The organism is Spirillospora sp. NPDC049024 (assembly GCF_040649235.1).
GTDB lineage: Bacteria > Actinomycetota > Actinomycetes > Streptosporangiales > Streptosporangiaceae > Spirillospora.
Genome location: NZ_JBEZFD010000017.1, coordinates 55,326 through 77,463 on the forward strand (window position 1 = coordinate 55,326; position 22,138 = coordinate 77,463).

16 protein-coding genes are annotated in these 22,138 nt (G+C 72.6%); 9 read left to right on the forward strand and 7 right to left on the reverse strand.

What is annotated here, in order from left to right; translation table 11 throughout:
- From AB0C21_RS28640 to AB0C21_RS28660, 5 genes are all read left to right on the forward strand, one after another.
- A complete protein-coding gene (locus AB0C21_RS28640) occupies positions 1-1,671 on the forward strand; it encodes a VMAP-C domain-containing protein (RefSeq protein WP_500208361.1) in 1,671 nt (556 codons plus the stop codon).
- On the forward strand, positions 1,672-2,661 hold the full coding sequence (locus tag AB0C21_RS28645; RefSeq protein ID WP_500208362.1) for an AAA family ATPase: 990 nt from the start codon (positions 1,672-1,674) through the stop codon (positions 2,659-2,661). It abuts the gene before it with no gap.
- A gap of 3 nt (positions 2,662-2,664) precedes the next feature.
- A complete protein-coding gene (locus AB0C21_RS28650) occupies positions 2,665-7,416 on the forward strand; it encodes an SAV_2336 N-terminal domain-related protein (protein ID WP_500208363.1) in 4,752 nt (1,583 codons plus the stop codon).
- A 39-nt stretch (positions 7,417-7,455) separates the two neighbouring features.
- Positions 7,456-8,031, forward strand: a complete 576-nt coding sequence (locus AB0C21_RS28655; RefSeq protein WP_500208365.1) for a TetR/AcrR family transcriptional regulator — start codon at positions 7,456-7,458, stop codon at positions 8,029-8,031.
- Positions 8,032-8,116: 85 nt separating this feature from the next.
- Entirely contained in the window at positions 8,117-9,331 is a 1,215-nt protein-coding gene (locus tag AB0C21_RS28660; protein WP_500208367.1) for a Cmx/CmrA family chloramphenicol efflux MFS transporter, read from the forward strand.
- 50 nt (positions 9,332-9,381) lie between these two features.
- On the opposite strand, the gene AB0C21_RS28665 is transcribed toward AB0C21_RS28660, so the two are convergent.
- The 4 genes from AB0C21_RS28665 to AB0C21_RS28680 all read right to left on the reverse strand — a co-directional run bounded on the left by AB0C21_RS28665 (position 9,382) and on the right by AB0C21_RS28680 (position 14,044).
- The gene (locus AB0C21_RS28665) at positions 9,382-10,581 is read right to left on the reverse strand and encodes a hypothetical protein (RefSeq protein ID WP_500208368.1); all 1,200 of its coding nucleotides are present in this window, start codon (positions 10,579-10,581) and stop codon (positions 9,382-9,384) included.
- Positions 10,582-10,767: 186 nt separating this feature from the next.
- Positions 10,768-12,834, reverse strand: coding sequence for a M6 family metalloprotease domain-containing protein (locus AB0C21_RS28670; RefSeq protein ID WP_500208369.1), 2,067 nt, complete (start codon positions 12,832-12,834; stop codon positions 10,768-10,770).
- Between the two features lie 184 nt (positions 12,835-13,018).
- A complete protein-coding gene (gene rraA / locus AB0C21_RS28675) occupies positions 13,019-13,501 on the reverse strand; it encodes a ribonuclease E activity regulator RraA (protein WP_500208371.1) in 483 nt (160 codons plus the stop codon).
- A gap of 87 nt (positions 13,502-13,588) precedes the next feature.
- Complete coding sequence (locus tag AB0C21_RS28680) at positions 13,589-14,044, reverse strand: Lrp/AsnC family transcriptional regulator (RefSeq protein ID WP_500208372.1); 456 nt, start codon at positions 14,042-14,044, stop codon at positions 13,589-13,591.
- A 207-nt stretch (positions 14,045-14,251) separates the two neighbouring features.
- Here AB0C21_RS28680 and rocD point away from each other — a divergent pair, with 207 nt between their 5' ends.
- The 4 genes from rocD (at position 14,252) to AB0C21_RS28700 (ending at position 18,924) form a co-directional block, all read left to right on the forward strand.
- Positions 14,252-15,418, forward strand: a complete 1,167-nt coding sequence (rocD, locus tag AB0C21_RS28685; protein ID WP_500208531.1) for an ornithine--oxo-acid transaminase — start codon at positions 14,252-14,254, stop codon at positions 15,416-15,418.
- A 180-nt stretch (positions 15,419-15,598) separates the two neighbouring features.
- Positions 15,599-16,567, forward strand: coding sequence for an LCP family protein (locus AB0C21_RS28690; protein WP_500208374.1), 969 nt, complete (start codon positions 15,599-15,601; stop codon positions 16,565-16,567).
- A gap of 99 nt (positions 16,568-16,666) precedes the next feature.
- Complete coding sequence (locus AB0C21_RS28695) at positions 16,667-17,314, forward strand: PadR family transcriptional regulator (RefSeq protein ID WP_500208376.1); 648 nt, start codon at positions 16,667-16,669, stop codon at positions 17,312-17,314.
- The gene (locus tag AB0C21_RS28700; RefSeq protein ID WP_500208377.1) at positions 17,311-18,924 is read left to right on the forward strand and encodes a DHA2 family efflux MFS transporter permease subunit; all 1,614 of its coding nucleotides are present in this window, start codon (positions 17,311-17,313) and stop codon (positions 18,922-18,924) included. Before AB0C21_RS28695 ends, AB0C21_RS28700 begins: the two co-directional genes overlap by 4 nt.
- A 51-nt stretch (positions 18,925-18,975) precedes the next feature.
- On the opposite strand, the gene AB0C21_RS28705 is transcribed toward AB0C21_RS28700, so the two are convergent.
- The 3 genes from AB0C21_RS28705 to AB0C21_RS28715 all read right to left on the reverse strand — a co-directional run bounded on the left by AB0C21_RS28705 (position 18,976) and on the right by AB0C21_RS28715 (position 22,057).
- Positions 18,976-19,560, reverse strand: coding sequence for a DUF6113 family protein (locus tag AB0C21_RS28705; protein ID WP_500208378.1), 585 nt, complete (start codon positions 19,558-19,560; stop codon positions 18,976-18,978).
- A gap of 23 nt (positions 19,561-19,583) precedes the next feature.
- Positions 19,584-20,483, reverse strand: a complete 900-nt coding sequence (gene mshB / locus AB0C21_RS28710; RefSeq protein WP_500208380.1) for an N-acetyl-1-D-myo-inositol-2-amino-2-deoxy-alpha-D-glucopyranoside deacetylase — start codon at positions 20,481-20,483, stop codon at positions 19,584-19,586.
- Positions 20,484-20,566: 83 nt separating this feature from the next.
- Positions 20,567-22,057 (reverse strand): serine/threonine-protein kinase, encoded by a 1,491-nt coding sequence (locus AB0C21_RS28715; RefSeq protein WP_500208381.1) that lies wholly within the window; start codon positions 22,055-22,057, stop codon positions 20,567-20,569.
- Positions 22,058-22,138 lie beyond the last annotated feature (81 nt).

Consider the following 22,138-nt stretch of genomic DNA (forward strand, 5'->3'; position numbering starts at 1 on the left):
GTGGACGACTGGCAGTGGCGCGCCTGGGTCGGCCCCCCGTCCGGCGGCAAGCTGGGCGCGGCGTTCCTCGTCACCTCGACCCGGCTGCTGACCTGCGCCCACACCGTCCACGGCCTGGAGGAGGCCCGCGTCGGATTCCCCGGCCTGCTGGAGGACCTGCCCGCCGAGGTCGTGCGGCGCGGCGACTGGCGGCGGGCGGGCGACCCCGGCGACGTCGCCGTCCTCGAACTGCGCGAGCCCGTCGCGCTGACCCCGGCGACGCTGGCCGCCCCGGACGCCCTGCACGACGCGGGCCTCGGCGGCCGGACGTTCGGGGTGTGCGGCTTCCCGCGCCGCCGCGACCAGAACGAGCGGCACGCGTCCGTGACGACGTTCCCGCATCGCGGGATGCGGCGCGAGTGGTGGGAGCTGAAGACCGGGCCGGGCGACTGGCTGGAGGAGGGCTACAGCGGGTCCGCCGTGTACGACCCGGTGTCGGGCGAGGTCATCGGCATGGTGACGAACGCCGAGCTGCGGGACGGCGACCGGGCCGACCTCGGCTGGATGCTGCCCGTCTCGCACATCCGTACCTACTGGGAAGAGCTGGACGACCTGCTGCCGCTGCGTTGGCTCACCCCCGACGCCCGCCGCGAGCTGCGGGAACTCCTGGACGGCGTGCGCTACACCGACCCGCTCGCCGCCGACCTCGAAAGGATCACCGGCCGGCGGGCGCTCGGCGGCTTCCGGTCGGCGTGGGGTTCGGTGCGCTACGTGGCCGAAGGCTGGGCGGAGGACCGGCTCGTCCGGTACGTCGCGTCGCTCGGACCGCACCTGCCCGAGTCCGCCCGGCAGCGCCTCGCCGCGTGGTCCGCGCGGCACCTGCCCGGCGCCGCGCCCGCCGCCCCGCGCCCGGGCCCCGCGTCGGTGATCGTCCGGCTGGAGCGGGCCACGTTCGACAACGCCTTCGACGTGACCGTGCACACCTGGATCGACGGCGCCGAGGGGCCGGGACGGCCGACCGAGCGCGTGCCGGAGAAGCGGGTGCGGCCGGTGGTCGAGGCGGGGGTGGCCGCGCTCGCGCCCGCGCTGTTCGGCCGCGAGTGGATGATCGAGTTCGCGGTGCCGGAGGGCTGGCTCGGCAAGCCGTTCGAGCAGTGGTACGTCGACCCGCGCCACAAGATCCCCATGCGGGTGTACCCGGTGGTGGTGCGGGACGTGGAGCGGCTCCAGCCCGGATCGTTCCGCCGCGACCAGGCCCACCACCGCTGGCGGCTGCTGAACCAGCGCGGCCGCAGCGACCCGCGCCCGATCGCGTGCGACGCGCCGCGCAGGGGCAGCGACTTCCAGGACTGGCTGGAGGCGAACATCGACTTCTGCGTCCTCGTGTACGGGTCGCGCCCGGTGAAGAGCTGGCTGACGGCCGCGCTCAACAACGGCATCCCCGTCATGCTGTGGACGCGCGCCCGGTGCGACGCGCCGTCCCACGAGGACTGCCAAGGGCACCACGTCCTCGACGAACTGACCCGGGCGGTCGGCGAGAAGCATCCGGGCGACCTGCCGCAATTGGCGCTCGCACTGCGCAAGGCCGCGCTCGTCGCCCCCAAGGACACCCGGCACCCCGGGCGCGATCTGACGCTGCTGTGGGACGATCCGTCCCGGCTTCCCGACCCCCCGCTCGCGATGGAGGTATAGGTGCCCGACTGGCTGCTCTACACCGGGAGCCGACGCACGCACGACGGCATCGACCGGTTGCCTCCGCCGCCGCCGTGGCGCGCGTTCGACGGCGCGCCCGTCCTGGAGCCCCCTCCCGGCGGCTCCGGGAACGAGCACCACGCGACGACGTACCGTCCGTCCGACGATGCCGTGCAGCAGGTCAACGCCGCCCTGTACCTGCGCCGCCCGCTTCTGGTGACGGGGCCGCCCGGCACCGGAAAATCGACGCTCGCCTACGCCGTCGCCCACGAACTGGGCCTCGGGCCCGTGCTGCACTGGCCCATCACCAGCCGGACCACCCTCCGCGACGGCCTCTACCAGTACGACCCCCTCACCCGCCTGTACGCGGCGGGACGGCAGGGCGGGGGCGGACGGCACGGCGCCCCGGACGAGGAGGACATCGGCCGCTACATCCGCCTCGGCCCGCTGGGCACCGCGCTGCTCCCCTACCCGCGGCCCCGCGTCCTGCTGGTCGACGAGATCGACAAGAGCGACATCGACCTGCCCAACGACCTGCTCACCATCTTCGAGAAGGGCGAGTACGAGCTGCCCGAGCTGACCCGCCGGGCCGAGCCGGACGCCGAGGTCATGACCGCCGACGGGCCGGGCGCCCGGGTCACCGTCACCGCCGGGACCGTCCGCTGCCGCGCGTTCCCGCTGGTCGTGATGACCAGCAACGGCGAGCGCGAGTTCCCGCCCGCCTTCCTGCGGCGGTGCGTGACCGTGGAGCTGCGGCAGCCGTCGGGCGAGGACGAGCTGGCGGCGATCGTCCGGGAGCACCTCGGGCCGCTCGCCGACCAGAGCGACGACCTCGTCCGCCGCTTCTTCGAGCGCTCGGCGTCCGGCACGCTGGCGACCGACCAGCTCCTCAACGCCGTCTACCTGTGCCGGCACGCCGACACCGAGGACCGCCGCGCCCTGGCCGACCGCATCATGCCCTACCTGACCGGGCCCGTCGATGACGAGTAGCCCATGACGGTCAACCGGCTCCGCGACGTCCTGTCGGCGATCGGGCCGCCGCCGGACGCCCGCGAACTGAGCGAGATGCTGTGGCTCGCCTGCCACATCTCCCCTACCGAGGAGCACGGCCCCGCCTTCCCTCCGGCCACCCCGCCGGTCGCGGACCAGCCCGTGGACGCCCCCTCCCCGACCAAGCCGCCCCCGCCGGCGCCGCCGCGCCCGTCCGAGCCGCTGACCGGGCTCCACCCGCGCCCCGCCGCCGAGGCGGAACCGGTGGGGCGGGCGTCGGAGGTGCTCGTCCCGACCGCACCGATGCTGGCCGACCCGCTCGGCGTCCAGCGGGCGCTGCGCCCGTTGAAGCGGCGCGTCCCGTCCCGGCACCGCGTCGAACTGGACGAGGAGGCGACCGCCGCGCGCATCGCCGACACCCGCCGGTGGACGCCCGTCCTCGTCCCGTCGCCCGAACGCTGGCTCGGCCTCGACCTGGTCGTCGACACCGGGCCCACCATGCGGCTCTGGCGCCCCCTCGCCCGCGAACTGGCCGAGACCCTGCTCCGCCAGGGCGCGTTCCAGGACGTCCACCTCAGCTACCTCGACGGGACGGGCCGCGTCTCCTCCACCCCCGAGGCGCCGCCACAGGACCCGAGGACGCTCCTGGACGCCTCCGCACGGCGGGCCGTGCTCGTCCTCAGCGACTGCTCGGGCCCGCACTGGTGGAACGGACGCGCCGTGCGGGCCGTGCGGCACTGGGCGCAGGCCGGGCCGACCGCGATCGTCCAGCCGCTCGCCGAACGCCTCTGGCGCCGCACCGCCGCCCCGACCTCCCCCGGCCTGGCGACCCTCCCCCGTCCCGGCGCCCCGAACACCGACCTGCGCTTCGCCCCCTACGACGGCACCGCCGGGGCGGGCGTCCCGGTCCCCGTCCTGGAGATCGCGCCCCGCTGGTTCGGCGCGTGGGCCAGGCTGGTCTCCGGCTCCGACCCGCAGCCGGCCGCCGTCGCGATGCTGCCCGCCCGGCCGTCCGGCACGGCCCCGGTGCGGCGCGAGCAGGAACTGCCGATCGCCGAGCGCGTCCGCCGCTTCCTCGCCACCGCCTCACCGGACGCCGCCGAACTGGCCGCCCACGTCGCCGTCTCCGTCCCGTCCCTGCCGGTGATGCGCCTGATCCAGCACCGGATCCTCGGCGGCTCGGGCCCCGGCCAGCTCGCCGAGGTGCTGCTGAGCGGCCTGCTCCGCCCGGCCGACGGCGTGCGCTACGAGTTCGTCCCCGGCGCCCGCGAGGCCCTCCTCGACACCCTCCCGCGCCCGGAGGCCCTCCACACCCGGCACGTCCTCGAAGCCGTCTCCGCCGAGATCGAGCGCCGCGCCGGAACGTCCGCCGAGACTTTCCGCGCCCTCCTGCCCGAGGACGGCGGACCGGTCGTCCTGACCGCCGACACCGACCACTTCGCCCTCGTCACCCCGGAAGCCCGCTCCCACCTCGCCCCTGGGCCGCCCCCATCCGAGACGACCCGGGCCCTGGACCTGCTGGATCTTTTCGACACCCCGGCCGAGGAGCTTCCCGAAGCGTGGGCCGACGCCCCGCGCGAGATACCGATCGGGGAGGACAGCGGCGGCCCGGTGACGCTGGACGTCCTCCGCAGCAACCCGGAACTCCCGCTCGGCTTGATCATCGCCCCGCGGGACGACCGTGCCGAACTGGTGCGGACGACCCTGTTCAGTCTTGCCCTCACTCATTCCCCGGACATCGTCAACCTCGTCTTCGTGGGCTTCCACGGAAGCGGGGGCTTCGCCGGCCTGGGCGACCTTCCTCACGTCGCCTACTACGCCTTCGCCCATACCCACGATTCCCCACTGATCAGCATGCTGATGCCCGCGCTCGAAGACGAGAGGATCCGCCGCACCCGGGCACTGGAGAACGCCGGATTCTCCACGTGGGACGAGTACCAGACGGCGATCGTCGAGGGCGCCGACCATGCGCCCCTCCCCGCCCTGGTCGTCTTCATCGACGACACCGGCCCGTTGCTGGATGCGCGCCCGGACCTGATCGACCCGCTCGCTTGGCTCTGTGAGACGGGAGCACCGGTGGGGATGAGGTTCGTCTTCTGCACATCGGAAGACGCGCCCCTGCCGGGCGCCCTCCGCAGCCACCTCGGCTGGAACATCGGAGTCCGCGGCGAAGGGCTCGCCTTCCTTCACGTCTTCGCGGACCGGGCCCACCCGGCGTTCGACCCCGCACACGTCTATATCGACGCCGCCGACCGGCTCATAGAGAAGATGAAGCGCCAAGGGCGACATGCCCGCGAACTCCCCTGGCCGGAGGAACCACGGCCGGAGGTACCGGAGCCGGAGCAACTGGAACTGAACCTGGGGGGACCGGAGCCGTCGTCCGATGGGGACGTCTTCCTCCCCGAAGTGTCCGCTGATGCCGTTCCCCCTGGGCTGCTTTCCCGCGAGTTCGACGTGCTGAGCCTCAACGGCGGCGGATCGGACGGGATGCTGCGGGAGACATGGGCGATGTCCGCCGACACGCCCCGAAGCCCGGCGATCGGTTACCGGCCGGACGGCCATCTCCTCAACCTCTACCCGCTCGACCAGTCGTCGGGCATCCCGCATGGCCTGGTCGTCGGTAGTCCTGAGGCCCGCCAGAGGGTCGTCCGCGCCATCACCCTCGCCCTCGCCGCAGGGCACTCTCCAGCGGGCCTGCAATTCGTCTTCGCGGGGCTGGGCGAGCATCCGCTCGGCGAGCCCATCGACCTACCGCACGTCCGCTACTCCGAGGAAGAGTTGCTGGGCTCGCCGGACAGACTCCGGCGGTTCTTCGACTTCCTGTCCGGCGAGCTCGAAGCGCGATCCGCGCCCCCGCCGCAGGACGTGCCGCGGGATTCGATCCGCGCCACCGACCCGTGGTCGGTGGACGAGCTGTACGAGCGGTTCCGCCAGGACCCCCATTCGGTCAACCGGGTGTGGTGGAACTTCTTCGAGGACTACCAGCCGGGCGAGCGGCCCGCCACCCCGCCTCCCGAGGCGCCGCCCGAAGCGCGGCCGCGCCTGGTGGTGGTCGCCGACGTGTCGCTCACGTTCCCGCTCAGCAGGCCCGAGATCGGTGAGACGCTCCTCTCGCTGGCACAACGCGGCAGAGCGCTCGACGTCCAGTTGCTGCTCACCTCGTCCACCATCGAGAACACCACGATCTGGGGCCGCTTCCTGCCCCTCCTCGGCTGGCGCATCGCCGCGAACCGCCTGCCGCCCGACCAGCTCCAGTACGTCCTCGGGCAGGCGAGCCTGCAGTTCCCGGACGGCGAGCCGACGGCCTACCTCCTCGCCGGCGGCGGCGCACCGCAGCGCTTCACCCTGGCGCCGGAGCCTCCACAGGAAGCCGTCGACGACTTCGTCCGCCGAACGCACGGAGTGCCGCAGGGTTCCTCGACGGGCACCGCGCCGGAGGGGATCGGCCCGGAGGAGATCGACCGTCTGCTCGCCGGTCTGGACGAGGAGATCGAGAACCGCCGAGAGAGCGAAGGCGAACCCGTCGACGCCTCCACGGTGAAGTCGGCGCTGCGGGAGATCCTCTGGGCCGTCACCGAGTCCACACGTTCCGGCGACCCCCGCCCGATCCGACACCTGATATTCCCCGGCCCGTTCAGGCCGGAGATGAGCGTGACGGCGGGCCTGTACGGAGAGATGCTGGCCGACCTCGGGCTGCTGCCGCGCGGAGACTCCGGCCTTCTCGCGGTCACCTACTCCCGGCCGCACCCTGACTCTGACCCGGCCGCCCATGTCACGCGTCTCTTCCGGTCGGTCCGGAGCACCGTGTTCCTCGTCTGGGACGCGCCGGATCAGGATCCCGAGACCGGCTACCTGCAACCGGACACGATCCATAGTTTGATCTCAACGATGCGGTACGAGCGCGACGGCTCCCTGGTCGCCCTCTGTGGCGAGCCGGAGCGGTTCGAGGAGTATCTCCAGACCATCCCCGAGTTCGCCGAACGCTTCCGGTGGGTCCACGCCTTCGACGCGCGGGCCGCGCCAGATGCCGCGTCTGTTGCGGCGCGTGCTCAGCCCTCGGCCTCGGCACCGCCGTCCGCTTCGGCCACGGGGAGTCGGAGCGTGCGGCTCGGGAGTGACCCGGAGACAGACGAGCCGGTGCTGCTGGACTTCGACGTCGACCGCCATCTGCTCATCAGCGGCCCGTACGGCTCGGCGAAGTCGGCCCTGGTGCACAGGATGGTCGACGAGCTCGCGTCGAGCGCCGACGAGCGGGACCGCCTCATCTACGTCCTGAACCCGCAACCGAGCCCGCACGACCTGGCGCGCGCGGAGGGCTGGGAACGGATGGGCGTGCGGTACACGACATCGCCCGAGGAGTTCGGCAGGCTGCTGACCGAGGCCATCTGGACCACCAGGGCTCGCCTGCTCAGTGGCCGAGGCCCCGAGGTCTACCTGCTCGTGGCGAACCGTCAGCGACTGATCCGGGACGATCCGCTCGCCGCGGCCATCCCCCAGCTGAAGACGATGCGCGAGCACGGCGTTCACCTCGTTCTGGCCCGGCATCAGATCACGGCGGGCGAGCCGCTCGACCCCGTGGTGGCCTTGCTCCGGGAACTCGGAGCGCCCGCCCTGATGACCAACCATGTGAGCGGTCACGAGGCTCGGCTCTGGAACGTCCCTTCCTCCCTGCTGGGGCCGCTGGGGGCCGGCGAAGCGCTGCTGGTGCATCCCGGGCGGCAGCGGCTCGTTCGGCTCGAGGGCCCCTTCGAATGATATTGGATCGAGCTGTCCATAACGTGTTACGGTGGCGTTATGGCGCGGCCGAGGAAGTTCGATGAGGGGCGGGCCGTGGAGTCGGCCATGCGGGCCTTCTGGGCGGCCGGGTACGAGGCGACGTCGACGCAGGAGCTGTGCGCGGCGACCGGGCTCGGGCGCAGCAGCATCTACAACACGTTCGCCAGCAAGCGCGACCTGTTCGTCAAGGCCCTGACCCACTACATGGAGGTGCGCACCACCCGGCTCGTCGAGCATTTGCGGGACGGCGAGGGGACGGTGCGCGAGCGCCTCCGGACGGTCCTGGACTGGGCCGCTCTCCCGGACGACGACGACCCGTCCGGATGCCTGGTGGTGAACGCGACGGTGGAGCTCGGCCCGCACGATCCCGACATCGCCGGGCGGCTCGAACGGGACCGGCGGCTGCGGTTCGCCACCCTGAAGGCGGCGATCGAGGAGGGCATGCGCGCCGGCGAGATCGACGCCGCCAAGGACGCGGGCGCGCTCGCGCACTTCATGATCTCCACCATCAGCGGCATCCAGGTGGCGGCGCGCGGCGGCGCCGACCGCGCCACCCTGACGTCGATCGCGGACACCGCGATGCTCTCCCTCTGACCCGGGCGGCCGGTGCGCCGCCCTTTTTCACGCCCTTGTTTTGTACTGATCTATCCAATACAGGATCCACAACAGGAGGACACCGATGCCACTGGCCGTCTACGTGCTGGGGCTGGCGATCTTCGCGCAGGGCACGTCGGAGCTGATGTTGGCGGGCCTGCTGCCCGGCATGGCGCACGACCTCGGCGTGTCCGTGCCGGCCGCCGGGCTGCTGATCTCGGCGTTCGCGATCGGGATGCTGGCGGGTGCGCCGGTGCTCGCCGTCCTGACGCTGCGCTGGCCGCGCCGCCGGGCGATGCTGGCGTTCCTCGCGGTGTTCGCACTGACGCACGCGGTCAGCGCGCTCACGCCCGGCTACTGGACGCTGTTCGCGATGCGGCTCGTCGGCGCGTTCGTCTACGCGGGGTTCTGGGCGGTGGCGGCGGCGACCGCCGTGGACCTCGTGCCGCGGGACGCGCGCGGGAAGGCGATGGGCGTCGTCGCCGGCGGCCTCACGGTCGCGGCGATCGTGGGACTGCCCGCCGGGACGGTGGTCGGGCAGCATCTCGGCTGGCGGGCGGCGTTCTGGGCGGTCGCGGCGATGTCGGCGGCCGCGATGGCGGGGGTGGCCGCGACGATCCCCGCCGCGCGCGCGGACGCCGCGCCACCCCGGGTGCGGGACGAGGTGCGCGCGATGGCCGTCCCCCGCCTGTGGCTGCTGTACGGGACGACGGCCCTGGCCACGAGCGGGCTCCTCGCCACCTTCGGCTACCTGGGCGCGTTCCTGACGGAGACGACGGGGATCGCGGAGGCATGGGTGCCGGGCGTGCTCGCGCTCTACGGCGTCGGCGCGCTGATCGGGATCACCGTCGGCGGGCGGACGGCCGACAGGTGGGGCGTCCAGACGCTGTACGCGGGGTTCGCCGGGCTGACGGTCGTGTCCGTGCTGCTCGCCCTTGCGGCGCGGTCGCCCCTGCCCGTGGTGGTCCTGGTGTTCCTCCTGGGCTTCGTCGGGTTCGGGACGAACCCGACACTCAACTCCCGGGCGTTCGAGTTGGTGGACGGCGCGTCGACGCTGGTCGCGGCGGGGAACGTCATCGCGTTCAACATCGGCATCACGGCGGGCCCCTGGCTCGGCGGGCTCGCGATCGACGCGGGGAAGGGCTACACGTCCACGGCCTGGATCGGGGCGGCGCTGGGCGTCGCGGCGATCGGCTCGGTGGCCCTCAGCTCAGTGATCACAGCGGTGGGCGGCGCGCGCGCCGCCGGGCGGCGGTCCGCCGAGGAGACCGAACCGGCCGAGGCCCAGGTCGGCGCGTGAGAAGTGGGCCGGTGCGAACGATCCCGCACCGGCCCCCTCCCGCACCGCGGTCAGGAGCAGGCGGCCGCGTGGAAGGCCCACAGGGCGCGGCGGCCCGGGTGCTCGGCGAGCGTGAAGATGCGGTGGCGGCCCCGGTAGCAGGACAGGTCCTCCGGGCCCGGGGAGATCGTCCGGGACTGGACCGGGGCCCAGCCCCCGTCGGTGTAGCGGGTCGAGGAGAGCCGGCCCGGCTTCTCGCCGTGGCTCTGGGTGAACCACCACTGCCCGTGCGCCCTGACCGCGCCTTGGACGCGGTCGACCGGAAGGCTCGCGCCGCCCTCGGGGCGCACGGTCCCCCTGCCGGCCAGCGCCCGCACCGGCCAGGTCACCACCCGTCCCTGCGCCCAGGCGGGACGGCAGTACTCGCCGGCGATGAGCACGTGCGGCGAGGTGGTGCGGTCGATCGCGGCCCACGACATGCGCAGCGGGCCGGACCCCCTGCACGTGCCGCCGACCTTGCCGCGGGCGAACTCCCAGCTGCCCGTCTGCGCCATCACGTACCGGAACCCGTGGGCGTAGTACCTGCCGCCGTACAGCCCGATCCGGTCGGCATGGTCGGTCGACCCCGCGCCGTTCCCGGTCAGGTCGAAGATCTGCCGCATGTCGAACACGCGCAGCCCGTGCCGGGTGTCGGCGACGTACAGGTTGTTGCCGTACCAGGCGATGCCGCCCGCGTGGATGCCGACGTCGGTGTAGGTGGGCCGCCCTTCCTCCATCACGGGCTCGACGAGCAGGGCGTGCCGGTACGCGCGCCGCTCGGGGTCCACGAACGTGACCCTGACCCGGCCGCCGTTGTGCCAGGACACCAGGATCGGCCTGACGCCGCCCGCCCACCGCTCGCCCGCCGTCGCGTCAGAGACGGACGTGACGCCCTGCGGGACCCAACTGCGCGTGTTGCTGTCCGCCTTGTCGAAGCAGTAGACGAGGGACCCGGCCGGGACCCCGGCCGCCTCGCCGCAGCCGCTTCCCAGCTTGACGTGGCCGGACGAGCGGAGCAGCGCGCTGACGCCGGCCCTGCGGAGCCTGCCGCCGAGCGCCCGGACCGGCCCGCTCAGGTCGTCGCCGGAGCGCAGGTCGAAGTCGCGCGGATTCATGGGGGCGGCCAGGGCCCTGGCATCAGTCGCGTGCGCGACGCCCGGAGCGGCCGGAGCGCCGGCCGCGAGGACGCCCGCCGCGAGGACCGCCGCCCCAGGCCATCGGACTGCTGTCACAAAGCGTCGCGAGATCATCACAAGCGGTCGCCTACCCTGTCGATCGCGGCGGACGACCCATAGATGATCTAGGGAAGGACAAGTCTGGTTACGCGGTCCGTTACGCCGGCCGCCTCACCCCGGGCATCCCGGACATCCGGGACGGGACGGCCTCCACCTCGGGAGACCGTCCCGTCCGGGTTCGGGTCAGTGCAGGGCGCACGTCCCCGAGTCGGACTTCGACGGGTCGCTCTCCGAGGTCCCCGTCAGCCGGAGCAGCGCGTGGCGGTCGGCGCCCGGCTCGGGCTTCGCCCAGACCTCCACCTTCGTGCGGCCCTGCGCCGGGGCGGTCGCGAGCGCGTTCGGCAGCGCCGTCGTCCAGCCGTCACCGGACACGGCGGCCTTCAGGCGGAACACGTCGGAGCCGTGGCGCCCGTCGCCGCCCCGCCCCGTGTTGGTGAGCGTCATCGTGCACTTCGTCCAGCCCGCGGCGGTCCGCTGACCGGGGCCGGAGTCGACCCGCACGCCGCGCCGCTGCGGCCCGGCGCCGTCCAGCGAACTGACCGCGACCGTGTAGGACAGGACGCCCCTGCGGTCGCGCCTGAGGTTCAGGACGTAGAAGTGCAGCCGGTTCGCCTGGTCGACGTACTCGTACTCGCTGCCCGAGTCCGTCCCCGCGTGGTAGAGCGCGTCGGAGAGCTGCCGGTAGTCACCGATCGTCATCTTCTTCGGCGTGCCGTCCGGCAGGACGAAGTCGACCTTGTCGATGTCCTGCGGGTTGGCGTCCTCGACCCAGATGAAGGGGGCGCGGTCCTGGTCCTTCGTCTTCGCCAGCAGGACGCCGGAGTCGGGCGTGAAGGAGTCCGTGCCCATCCGGTCGACGACTTCGAGGGTGTAGTTGTCGTAACCGCCGCCGTCGCACAGCGGGTCGGTCCCGGTGTCGCACTTCGGGCTCTTGTCGCCGCCCGCGCCGAGCTTGACGTTGATGCCGGTGAGGCCGCCCTTGCCCGGGTCGACCGTCCGAGCGGTCACATTGGCCACGACCATGCCGGACGCGGCGAGCGCGTCCCGGCTGAGCTGGAGCACGTTGTCGGAGTTCACCATGCCGAGCTTCAGCTTGTTGCGGAGCATGTGCTGCGCGCCCATGGACCCGCCGCCCGTCGCGGGGATCGTCCACCGGCTGTGCGGGCCGCCGGGCCCGTTGAACGTGCCGCGGCTGAGCATGTCCCACGGGCCGCTGTAGGAGCGGCGCGGCGGCTCGCCATAGGGGTTGTTGTAGTTGTCGCCGATGCCGAGGATGTGGCTGAACTCGTGCGCGTACACCGACATGCCGGAGCTCTCGGCCTGCGTCGAGGAGACGCCCGGGATGGCGTTCGGCCAGATCGTCGAGCCGGCCTGCCAGGACGTCCACGGGATGTACCGGGTCTTCACCCAGTTCGGCAGGCTCGGGTCGCCCGGCCCCCACTCGTTCGGCACCTGCTCCTTGGTGCCGAACTTCATCTCGCCGAACTCCTGCCACGTGGACGACTCGTCCTGCCCGGCGCTGAGGAAGAAGACGAAGTCGAACTTGTTCGCCGCCTCCTCGCCGATGTCGGCGACCCACGCGTCCCGCGCGTCCTTGCGCAGGTCGCGTCCGCAGGTGTCGCCGGTCGGGCATCCCGTCCCGCCCTGCATGCCGTCCACGCCGTACTCGTGGTCCTTGGCGGGCATCTTGTAGGCGCCGAAGCCGGTGAGGTTCACCCCGAACCGGCCGCCGGAGTCCTCCATCCAGTACTCGTGGAGGGTGTGGCCGTGGTTCAGCTCCTGCGGCTTGTTGAGGAAGTCCTGGTAGAACTTCGCGACTTGCTCGCGCGGGACGTCGCCGACCTTCACCGGGTTGCCGAACACCGACGAGTTCTTCGGCTGCGTGACCTCGAACGGCTGGTTCGGGTAGTCGGTGAGGACGACCGCGACGTTGAAGTTCTTCACCGACCCCTTGCGGGCCGGGTCCGACCACGACGTGCCGGGGATCGAGGTGTAGTCGTCCCAGGTCATCGTGTCGGGAAGCTCGTAGTTCTGGGGGTCGATCGGGCGCGGGGCGCCCGCCGCGAACGTCCGGGCGGACGGCTCGGCCCGCTGCCACGGCTGCGTCTGCGGCCAGTGCCGCATCTGCCAGGGGTTCGCGGTCGGTTTCGGGATCGAGGGTCTCGGCTGCGCGGCGGCCGGCACGGCCGCGAGTCCCACGACGAGCCCCATCGCCGCCGCGGGCACCAGCAGTGTCTTCTTGGCGCGCATGTCTCCCCTACCTCGGGTGGGTTGCGGAGAGACGGTAAGGACGGACGCCCGCGCCGGGCTAGGGCCGACTTGCACGATCTTGCGCCGAAACCCTGGCAGCTCACGCCATGCCGCCAGGTCCCATGAGGGGTTCGGGCCTCTCAGAGCGCGGGTCCGGGCCTCTCGGGGCGCGGGCCGGGGCTCCTCAGAGCGGGAGTTCGCGCTCCGCGACGACGATGCCGTCCTCGTCGCTGTAGAGCCAGTCGCCCGGACGGAACTCGACGCCGCCGAACGTCACCGGGACCTCCGTCTCGCCCGCGCCGTCCTTGGCGCTCTTGCGCGGGTTCGACCCGAGGGCCTTCGCGCCGAGGTCCAGCTCGCGCAGCGCCGCCACGTCCCGCACCGCGCCGTTGATCACGACCCCGGCCCAGCCGTTGGCCACCGCCGCCGCGGCGATCATGTCCCCCATCAGCGCGGACGCCAGCGAGCCCGCGCCGTCCACGACCAGTACCCGGCCCTCGCCCGGCGTGTTGAGCAGCCTCTTCACCAGGCCGTTGTCGCGGTGGCAGCGCACGGTCGCGACCGGGCCGGCGAACGCCCGCCGCTTGCCGTACTGCCGGAACTGCGTCTCGCAGCTGCGCAGCTCTTCCCCGAAGTCGTCGATGAGGTCAGCGGTCGCGAAGTCCATGGCGGAAGCCTACTGGTCGGTAACAGCTTCCGGCGGCGACGGCCCGGCGGTGACGGCTCAGGCTGTGCCTGCTCAGGCTGTGCCGGCTCAGGCCGAAGGCGCGTCGGTCGGGCGGCCGATCAGCCGGGACAGCACGATCGACGTCTTGGTCGCGGTGATGTTGTCCTCCCGGCGCAGCCGTTCGAGGGCCTGCTCCAGGTGCTGGATGTCGCGGGCCCGCACGTGCACGAGCGCGCTGGCGTCGCCGCTGATCGTGTACGCCGCGACGACCTCCGGGTGGCCGCGGACGCTGGAGTAGATCTCCTCGGGGGACGTCGCCCCGGTGCAGAAGATCTCGATGAACGCCTCGGTCGTCCAGCCGAGCGCGGCCGGGTCGACCACGGCGGCGAAGCCGTTGATCACTCCGTCCGCGCGGAGCCGGTCGACGCGGCGCTTCACCGCGGGCGCCGACAGCCCGACCTTGTCGCCGATCTGCGCGTACGAGGCCCGCCCGTCCTCCAGCAACCGCGCAACGATTCGCCGGTCCAGCTCGTCAAGACGCAACAAATAACACCCCCTAAGTCGGTTTTCGTCATTGGTCGGAATTCATTTCCGAACATACGCTGGGTACGGACCGGCGGCCACCTGATCCGCCCGGCCTCCTCCCCCTCGGCACCGGCATCGTGCCCGGTGTCCCAGCCATGCCCCGGCCCGACCGGCCGGGCCGAGCCGCGAAGGAGCGTCGTGACGCCGACCGACCAGCTGCGAGCGATGTCCGAGGACCACAGCGCGCACAACTACCACCCCCTTCCCATCGTGGTCTCCGAGGCCGACGGCGTCTGGCTGACCGACGTCGAGGGCCGCCGCTACCTCGACATGCTCGCCGCCTACTCGGCCGTCAACTTCGGGCACCGCAACCCGCGGCTGACCGAGGCCGCGCGGCGGCAACTCGACCGCGTCACGCTGGTGAGCCGCGCGTTCGACCACGACCAGTTCGGCCCCTTCGTCGCCGACCTCGCCGAGCTGTGCGGCAAGGACATGGTCCTGCCGATGAACAGCGGCGCCGAGGCCGTCGAGACCGCGCTGAAGACGGCCCGCAAGTGGGGCTACGAGGTCAAGGGCGTCCCGGCCGGGCAGGCGAACATCATCGCCTTCGAGGGCAACTTCCACGGCCGCACGACCACGATCATCAGCTTCTCGACCGACCCCGACGCCCACGACTCCTACGGCCCCTACACGCCGGGCTTCCGGACCGTGCCGTACGGGGACGTCGAGGCGCTCAAGGCAGCGATGGACGGCGACACGGTCGGCGTGCTGATCGAGCCGATCCAGGGCGAGGCCGGCGTGAACGTCCCGCCGAGCGGGTTCCTGCGCGCGGTGCGCGAGCTGTGCACGGCGAACGGCACGCTGATGATCGCCGACGAGATCCAGTCGGGCCTCGGCCGCACCGGCGCGACGTTCGCGGTCGAGCACGAGGACGTCGTGCCCGACGTCTACATCCTCGGCAAGGCCCTCGGCGGCGGCATCATGCCGGTGTCGGCGGTCGTCGCCGACCGGGACGTCCTCGGCGTGTTCAAGCCGGGCCAGCACGGCTCGACGTTCGGCGGCAACCCGCTCGCCTGCGCGATCGGCCGCGAGGTCATCGCGATGCTGAAGACCGGCGAGTACCAGGAGCGCTCACGGACGCTGGGCGCCCACATGCACGACCGGCTCGGGCGGCTGCCCGGCGACCTCGTCCGCGAGGTGCGGGGCCGCGGCCTGTGGGCGGGCGTGGAGCTGAACGGCAAGGCCCGCCCGGTCAGCGAGCGGCTGATGGAACTCGGCGTCCTGGCCAAGGAGACCCACGAGACCACGCTGCGCCTCGCCCCGCCGCTGGTCATCGAGCGCGACGAGCTCGACTGGGCCCTCGACCAGCTGGAGATCGCCCTCAAGGGCTGACCGAACGGCCGGCGCGCAGCCGGCGACAGGTCTGGAACGCCGCCGGTCAACGGCGCCCGGCGGCGTTCCTTACTCATTCCGGCGACTTTTCGTCATCGCAAACCCGGGTCTCCGCCAAGGCTCGGGCAGCGCCCGCCCGGCGCGACCGCCTCCGCCGCGTTCCGCGGCGAGGGTGGGGGGATGCTGCGGAACAGGAGTCGACGCCGGGTGATCATGGGGTGCGGGGGGCTGGCGGCGGGCCTCCTGCTGCTGCTCGCGGGCGGCCTGTACTTCCTGCAGCGCTTCTACGACGGCGAGATCAAGCGGGTCTCGGGGGCGCTGCCGACCGCCGGGGGCCGCCCGTCCTCGTCCGGGCGCGGCGAGAACTGGCTGCTGATCGGGTCCGACCGGCGCGCGGACATCCCCTCGATGGGCGCCCGCGCCGACACGATCATGCTGGTGCACCTGTCCGGGCGCGGCGACCGGGTGTCGCTGATCTCGATCCCCCGGGACGCCTGGGTGCCCGTCCCCGGGCACGGCCTCACCAAGATCAACGCGGCGTTCGCCCACGGCGGGCCCTCACTGCTGATCCGGACGGTGGAACAGCTCACCCGGGTCCGCGTCGACCACTACGCCGCGCTGGACTTCGGCGGGTTCGTGAAGATGACCGACGCCCTCGGCGGCGTGGACGTCACCGTCACCAAGACGACCCACGACCCCATGCACGACCGGACCTGGCAGGCGGGGCGGCACCACCTGAACGGCGCCGAGGCGCTCGACTTCGTCCGGCAGCGGTGGAACCTGCCCGCCGGCGACCTCGACCGGATCAAGCGGCAGCAGGCGTTCCTGCACGCGCTCGCCGCCAGGGCGCTGGACACCCGGAACCCGATCAAGATCGACCGGTTCGTGCGGGCCTCGACCCGCTCGGTGACCGTGGACGACTCCGTCACCTCCGGCACGCTGCGCGGGCTGGCGCACCGGCTGCTGAAGACCTCGCTGGTGGAGTATCTGACGGCCCCGGTCGCGCAGATGGCCGAGCGGGACCGGCAGAGTGTCGTACTGCTGGACGAGGATGGCGTCGGCAAGCTCTTCACCGCCGTCCGGGAGGACCGGGTCGGCGACTACGTGTCCCGCAACGGCGCCGCCAACACCGTGGACGCCGTGCGCTGACCTGGCCGTATATGCCGGATTTCAAAAGGAAGATGACGAAAGCCGTCTGACTGGATTAGTCTATGTGGACTAATCGAGATCGACCATAAGGCTGTCGGCATGTCACGACCCCTCACGCCGCTCGCGCTCACCGTGCTGCGCATGCTGTGCGACGGGCCCATGCACCCGTACGAGATGCAGCAGCGCATCCGCGACCACGCCTACGACCAGGCCGTCAAGATCACGCATGGGTCGCTCTACCACTCGGTGGAGCGGCTCGCGGCGGCCGGGCTGATCGAGCCGCTGGAGACCAGCCGGGAGGGCCGCCGCCCCGAGCGCACGGTCTACGCGGTGACCAGCGCGGGGCGGGACGCCGCGCAGTTCCGGCTGGCCGAGCTGCTCGTCCGTCCGGCCGAGGAGTTCCCGCTCTTCGGCACCGCGCTGGCGTTCATCAACCTGCTGCCCGAGGGCGAGGTCGCCCGGCTCCTGGGCAAGCGGACCGTCCTCCTGGAGGCGGCGCTGGCGGGGCACCAGGCCGCGCACGAGTCGCTGCTCAAGCGGGGCATCGAGCGCTACAAGCTGATCGACCAGGAATGGCAGATCGCGCGCGTGCGCTGCGAGCTCGACTACGTGCGCGGGCTCGTCGACGACCTGGAGACCGGACGGCTCACCTTCGACGACACCGAGCCGCGGGCCATCTGCCACCCGCGGCCCCGACCACGACGCGCCGACGAACCAAGGCGCACCGACGAAATGGGGGCCCCATGAAGAGATGGAGCGGCAATCCCTGGGCGATCCTGCTGACGCTCTCCCTCGGATTCTTCATGACGCTGCTCGACCTGACGATCGTGAACATCGCGATCCCGAGCATGATCGACAAGCTTGACGCCTCGCTGGACCAGGTACTGTGGGTCGTCAACGCCTACATCCTGGTGCTGGCGGTGCTGCTCATCACCGCCGGCCGCCTCGGCGACCTGTGGGGCAAGAAGAACCTGTTCATCGCCGGCGTCGCGCTGTTCACGCTGTCCAGCCTGGCGTGCGGGATCTCCCAGGACCCGGCGCAGCTGATCGCGGCACGCGCCGTGCAGGGGCTCGGCGCCGCGCTGCTGATGCCGCAGACCATGTCCATCATCATCAGCGTGTTCCCGCCGGAGCGGCGCGGCGCCGCGCTCGGCGTCTGGGGCGCGGTGGCGGGCGTGTCCACCATCGCCGGGCCGACGATCGGCGGGCTGCTGGTCACCAGCCTCGACTGGCGGTGGATCTTCTTCGTGAACCTGCCGATCGGCGTCCTCGTGCTGGCCATGGCCGTCCCGATCCTGCCGGGCCACACCCGCACCGTCCGGCACCGGTTCGACGTCGCGGGCGTGCTGCTGGCCTCCGCCGCCCTGTTCTGCGTCACGTTCGCGCTGACCGAGGGCCAGAAGTACGAGTGGAACGAGGGCATCTGGGGCCTGATCGCCGCCGGGCTCGCGCTCTTCGTGATCTTCGTGGTGCACCAGCGGGGGCGCCAGGACCGCGAGCCGCTCGTGCCGTTCTCGCTGTTCAAGGACCGCAACTTCACGATCCTGAACCTCGTCGGCGCGGCCGTCTCGGTCGGCATGATCGGCATGTTCCTGCCGATGACGATCTACCTGCAGTCGGTGCTCGGCTTCAGCGCCCTCAAGGCGGGCCTCGTCATGGCGCCGTCGTCGCTGGTGTCGATGCTCCTCGCCCCGGTCGCGGGCCGGATGTCGGACCGCATCGGCGGCAAGTTCATCCTGATGGCCGGGCTGACCCTCTACGGCGTCGGCATGGCGTGGATCCTGGTCGTCGCCGAGGTCGGCACCCACTGGACCGCGTTCATCGCCCCGCTCGTGGTGTCCGGGTTCGGCATCGGCGGCGTGTTCGCGCCGATGGCCACCGAGGCGACGCGGAACGTCCCGCCGCGCCTCGCCGGCGCCGCGTCCGGCGTCAACAACATGATCCGGCAGGTCGGGTCGGTGCTCGGCAGCGCCGCCGTCGGCGCCGTCCTGCAGAACCAGCTCGCGTCCTCGCTGCGGGACGAGGCGGCCACCCGTTCGGCGGCCCTCCCGCCGGACGTGCGCGGCGGCTTCGTGCAGGGCTTCGCGGACGCCGCCAAGGGCGGCCTGGAGGTCGGCGCGGGGCAGAGCGGGGCGCGGCAGCAACTGCCGCCCGGCGTCTCTCCGGGCGTCGCGCACCGCATCCAGGAGCTGGCCGGCCAGGTGTTCTCGCACGGCTTCGTCCACGCCATGAAGCCGACGATGTGGCTGCCGATCGCCGTCATCCTGCTGAGCGCCGCCGCCTGCCTCACCCTCAAGGGCCACCAGGCAGGCACGTCGCTGCAGAAGGATCCCGAACCCGCCCCCGTGGCGAGCTGAGACGAGGGTCCGCTCCCTGGGGCGGACCCTCGTTTCCTACGGTGACCCGCGCTACCGCTGGGTACGGCCCGCCTTGCCGAGCAGCCAGTCGCCCGGCGGGCGGGCCGGCGGGACGAGCATGATCCCGATCACGGCGGCGACCATGCCGCCGATGATGAACACGTACCCGGCCGTCGTCGCCGGGACGACGAGGTCGCCCTCGGGGCGGCGCATGGACAGGACGAACACCACGACGCCCCAGACGACCGCGGGGACCGTCGCGCCGAGACGCCCGCCCATGCCCTTCCCCGACAGCCACGCCATCGCGAAGACCAGCGCGACCAGGACGAGCGCCGCGAGCGGAACGGGGCCGACGGTCCAGTCCTGCACGAACGAGCCGACCACGCCGAACACGCCGCCGAGGACGCCGAGCGCGGCGTAGGCGGCGCCGGACACGAACGCGTCGCCGGGGCCCTCGCCGCCGTCCGGTTCCAGGGCGGTCGCGCCGACGTCCGGGCTCCCGTCGCCGGGAGCCTCGGGGGCGTCGGGGGCGCCTGTCTCGGCGACGTCGGCCGGGGCCTCGGCGTCCTTCGCGCCCTCGTCCGCGCGAGGGGCGTTCTTGGCGAGCCGCACCCGGGCCTCGTCGTCCTTGTCCACGGACGCCAGCGTACCGGGGCCGGTCAGTCCGCCGTGCTCGTCAGCCCGGCGAACAGGTCCCGCTCGCGGCGGCCGGGGCCGACCGGGCCGAGCTCGCCCGCCTGGAGGATGAAGTACTCGGTGCCGAACGCCTGCTGCCCCAGGTTGTTCGAGAGCGCGAAGAACGGCCCGACCTGCTCGGGCGCGACCGTGATCTGGGTGTGGTGGGCGCGCAGCGCGGACAGCTTGGCGGGCAGGTGGGCGCGGGCGTCCACGACCGTGGTGACCTCCCCGTCCGGGACGCCGGAACCGAGCTCCTCCAACCCCGCGACGCGGGCGAACGGCAGCCGGGCCTCGCGCATCACCGCGATCGCGCGGGCGAGGACCGTCCGCGGGGTGGCGTAGGCGTAGACCTTGGCCGCCCGCCACGGCTCGGCGCCGTCCTCGTGGGACGGGTCGGCGGCCAGCTCGAACGCCCGCCACGTGACGCGGTGCGCCTGGATGTGGTCGGGGTGGCCGTAGTTGCCGCGCTCGTCATAGGTGACGATCACGTGCGGGCGGACCTCCCGGATGACGCTCACGAGGTCCAGCGCGGCGGTCGTGACGTCCGCCTGCCAGAAGCAGCGCGGGTCGTCGTTCGTGGGGGCGCCCATCATGCCGGAGTCGCGCCAGCGACCGGGACCGCCGAGGAAGCGGTGGTCGCGGACGCCGAGCGCCTGGCAGGCCGCGGCGAGCTCGCCGATCCGGTACTCGCCGAGGGCGTCCTCCTTGTCGGAGGCCAGGTGGCGAAGCTCCTCGGGGATGACTTCGCCCTCCTCGCCCAGCGTGCAGGTGACGAGGCAGACGTGGGCGCCCTCGGCGGCGTATTTGGCCATGCTCGCCCCGGTTCCGATGGACTCGTCGTCCGGATGGGCGTGGACGAACAGGATCCGCGGCTCCTTCATAGTCCCCGAGCGTACTCAGTGCCCGGCACGGCGGCGATGACCGCCCTGCCCCGCACATCCCGGAGGGTCGCCGCGGGGCCGCGTCAGCCGCCTCCGCCGGTGCCGCCGCCGGTGCCGCCGCCGGTGCCGCCCGCTCCCGTGCCGGTGCCGTCACCGCCACCGCCACCGCCGGTGCCGCCACCGCCTCCGCCGGTGCCCCCGGTGGGAGAGGTGGGCGTGGTGGTCGGCGTGTCACTGGTCGGCGCCTCGGTGGGGGTCTCGCTGGTCGGCGCCTCCGTCGGCGGCCGGGACGTCGGCGGCTGCGGCGTGTTCTCACGCGTCTTGGTGCGGGTCGGCGTGGGCGCCTCCGGCTCCTCGGACGTCGGCGACTCCGAGACCGAGCCGGAGTCGGTGACGGCCGGGGTGGGCGTGCCGCCGCTGTCGTCCTTGTTGCCCTGGGTCGCCATGAACAGCCCCACGACCAGCGCCAGCACGGCGATCGCCGCGATCGCTCCGAAGATGGGCCACTTGGACTTGCGCTCGGGCTCCCAGTCGTTGTAGCCGCCGCGGGGCGCCCCTGTCTGGGGGCCCGCAGGCGGGAGGGTGCCGGTGTAGTCGCGCGGCGCGACGCCGGGCGCCCCGCGGCCCGGGTGGGTGGCGCCGCCCGCCATCATCCCCGCGCCGGCAAGGCCGCCCGCGGCGAGCGTCGACCCCTCCGCGAGCATCGTGGTGGCCTGGGCCGGGTCGTCCATGCGGGTCTGCCCGGCGCCGGGGATGACGCCGGGGCCGCCCCCCGGGCCGCTGCCGATCAGCGCCATCATGATCTGCTGCGCGGTCGGCCGCCGCTCCGGCTCCTTGGCCAGGCAGGCGGCGATCAGCCGGTGCAGGTCGGCGGGCACGCCGTCCAGCGACGGCGGCTCGTGCATCACCCGGTTGATCACCGCGACCACGGTGTCGTCGCCGAACGGCGGGTGCCCGGTCGCGGCGAACACCATCGTGGTGGCCCAGGCCCACACGTCCACGGCCTCGGTGAGCGTCGCGCCCGCCACCTGCTCGGGCGCCATGTAGGACGGGGTGCCGATCGCCTTGGTCGCGTTGGTCTGCCCGGTGTCGAGGGCCCGCGCGATGCCGAAGTCGATGACGCGGGGCCCGTCCGGGGCCATGATCACGTTGTGCGGCTTGAAGTCGCGGTGCACGATCCCGGCCTGGTGGATCGCCACCAGCGCGGTCGCGGTGCCGATCGCCAGCCGGTCCAGCGGCGCGCCGCTGATCGGGCCGGTCTCGGTGACCTGCTTGTACAGCGACGGCCCCGGCACGTACTCGCTCGCGATGTAGGGCTGGTCGCCCGCGACGTCGGCCTCCAGGACCTGCGCGGTGCAGAACCGGGCGACCTGCTTGGCCGCCTGAGCCTCCCGGACGAACCGGTTGCGGGCCATGGTGTCGCCGGCCAGGTCGGCCCGCAGGAGCTTGATCGCAGCGCGGTTCCCGGAGGCGTCGACCCCGCCGTAGACGACGCCCTGGCCGCCCTCACCGAGCCTTTCGACGATCTCGTAGGAACCGAGCCGCCGGGGGTCTCCCGGCTGCAGCTCAGGCATTGACCACTCCTCAGCCCGCGACGATGAAAGTGCTTGGGGAAGCTTTGAGCTTACGCGAGGGCGGACACGGGCACGGGACAT

Coding starts and splice junctions, on each gene's coding strand:
- AB0C21_RS28700 (WP_500208377.1), top strand. CDS start 17,311: ATGAAGAGATGGAGCGGCAATCCCTGGGCGATCCTGCTGACGCTCTCC.
- AB0C21_RS28655 (WP_500208365.1), top strand. CDS start 7,456: ATGGCGCGGCCGAGGAAGTTCGATGAGGGGCGGGCCGTGGAGTCGGCC.
- rocD (WP_500208531.1), top strand. CDS start 14,252: ATGTCCGAGGACCACAGCGCGCACAACTACCACCCCCTTCCCATCGTG.
- AB0C21_RS28690 (WP_500208374.1), top strand. CDS start 15,599: ATGCTGCGGAACAGGAGTCGACGCCGGGTGATCATGGGGTGCGGGGGG.
- rraA (WP_500208371.1), bottom strand. CDS start 13,501: ATGGACTTCGCGACCGCTGACCTCATCGACGACTTCGGGGAAGAGCTG.
- AB0C21_RS28650 (WP_500208363.1), top strand. CDS start 2,665: ATGACGGTCAACCGGCTCCGCGACGTCCTGTCGGCGATCGGGCCGCCG.
- AB0C21_RS28670 (WP_500208369.1), bottom strand. CDS start 12,834: ATGCGCGCCAAGAAGACACTGCTGGTGCCCGCGGCGGCGATGGGGCTC.
- AB0C21_RS28695 (WP_500208376.1), top strand. CDS start 16,667: ATGTCACGACCCCTCACGCCGCTCGCGCTCACCGTGCTGCGCATGCTG.
- AB0C21_RS28715 (WP_500208381.1), bottom strand. CDS start 22,057: ATGCCTGAGCTGCAGCCGGGAGACCCCCGGCGGCTCGGTTCCTACGAG.
- mshB (WP_500208380.1), bottom strand. CDS start 20,483: ATGAAGGAGCCGCGGATCCTGTTCGTCCACGCCCATCCGGACGACGAG.
- AB0C21_RS28660 (WP_500208367.1), top strand. CDS start 8,117: ATGCCACTGGCCGTCTACGTGCTGGGGCTGGCGATCTTCGCGCAGGGC.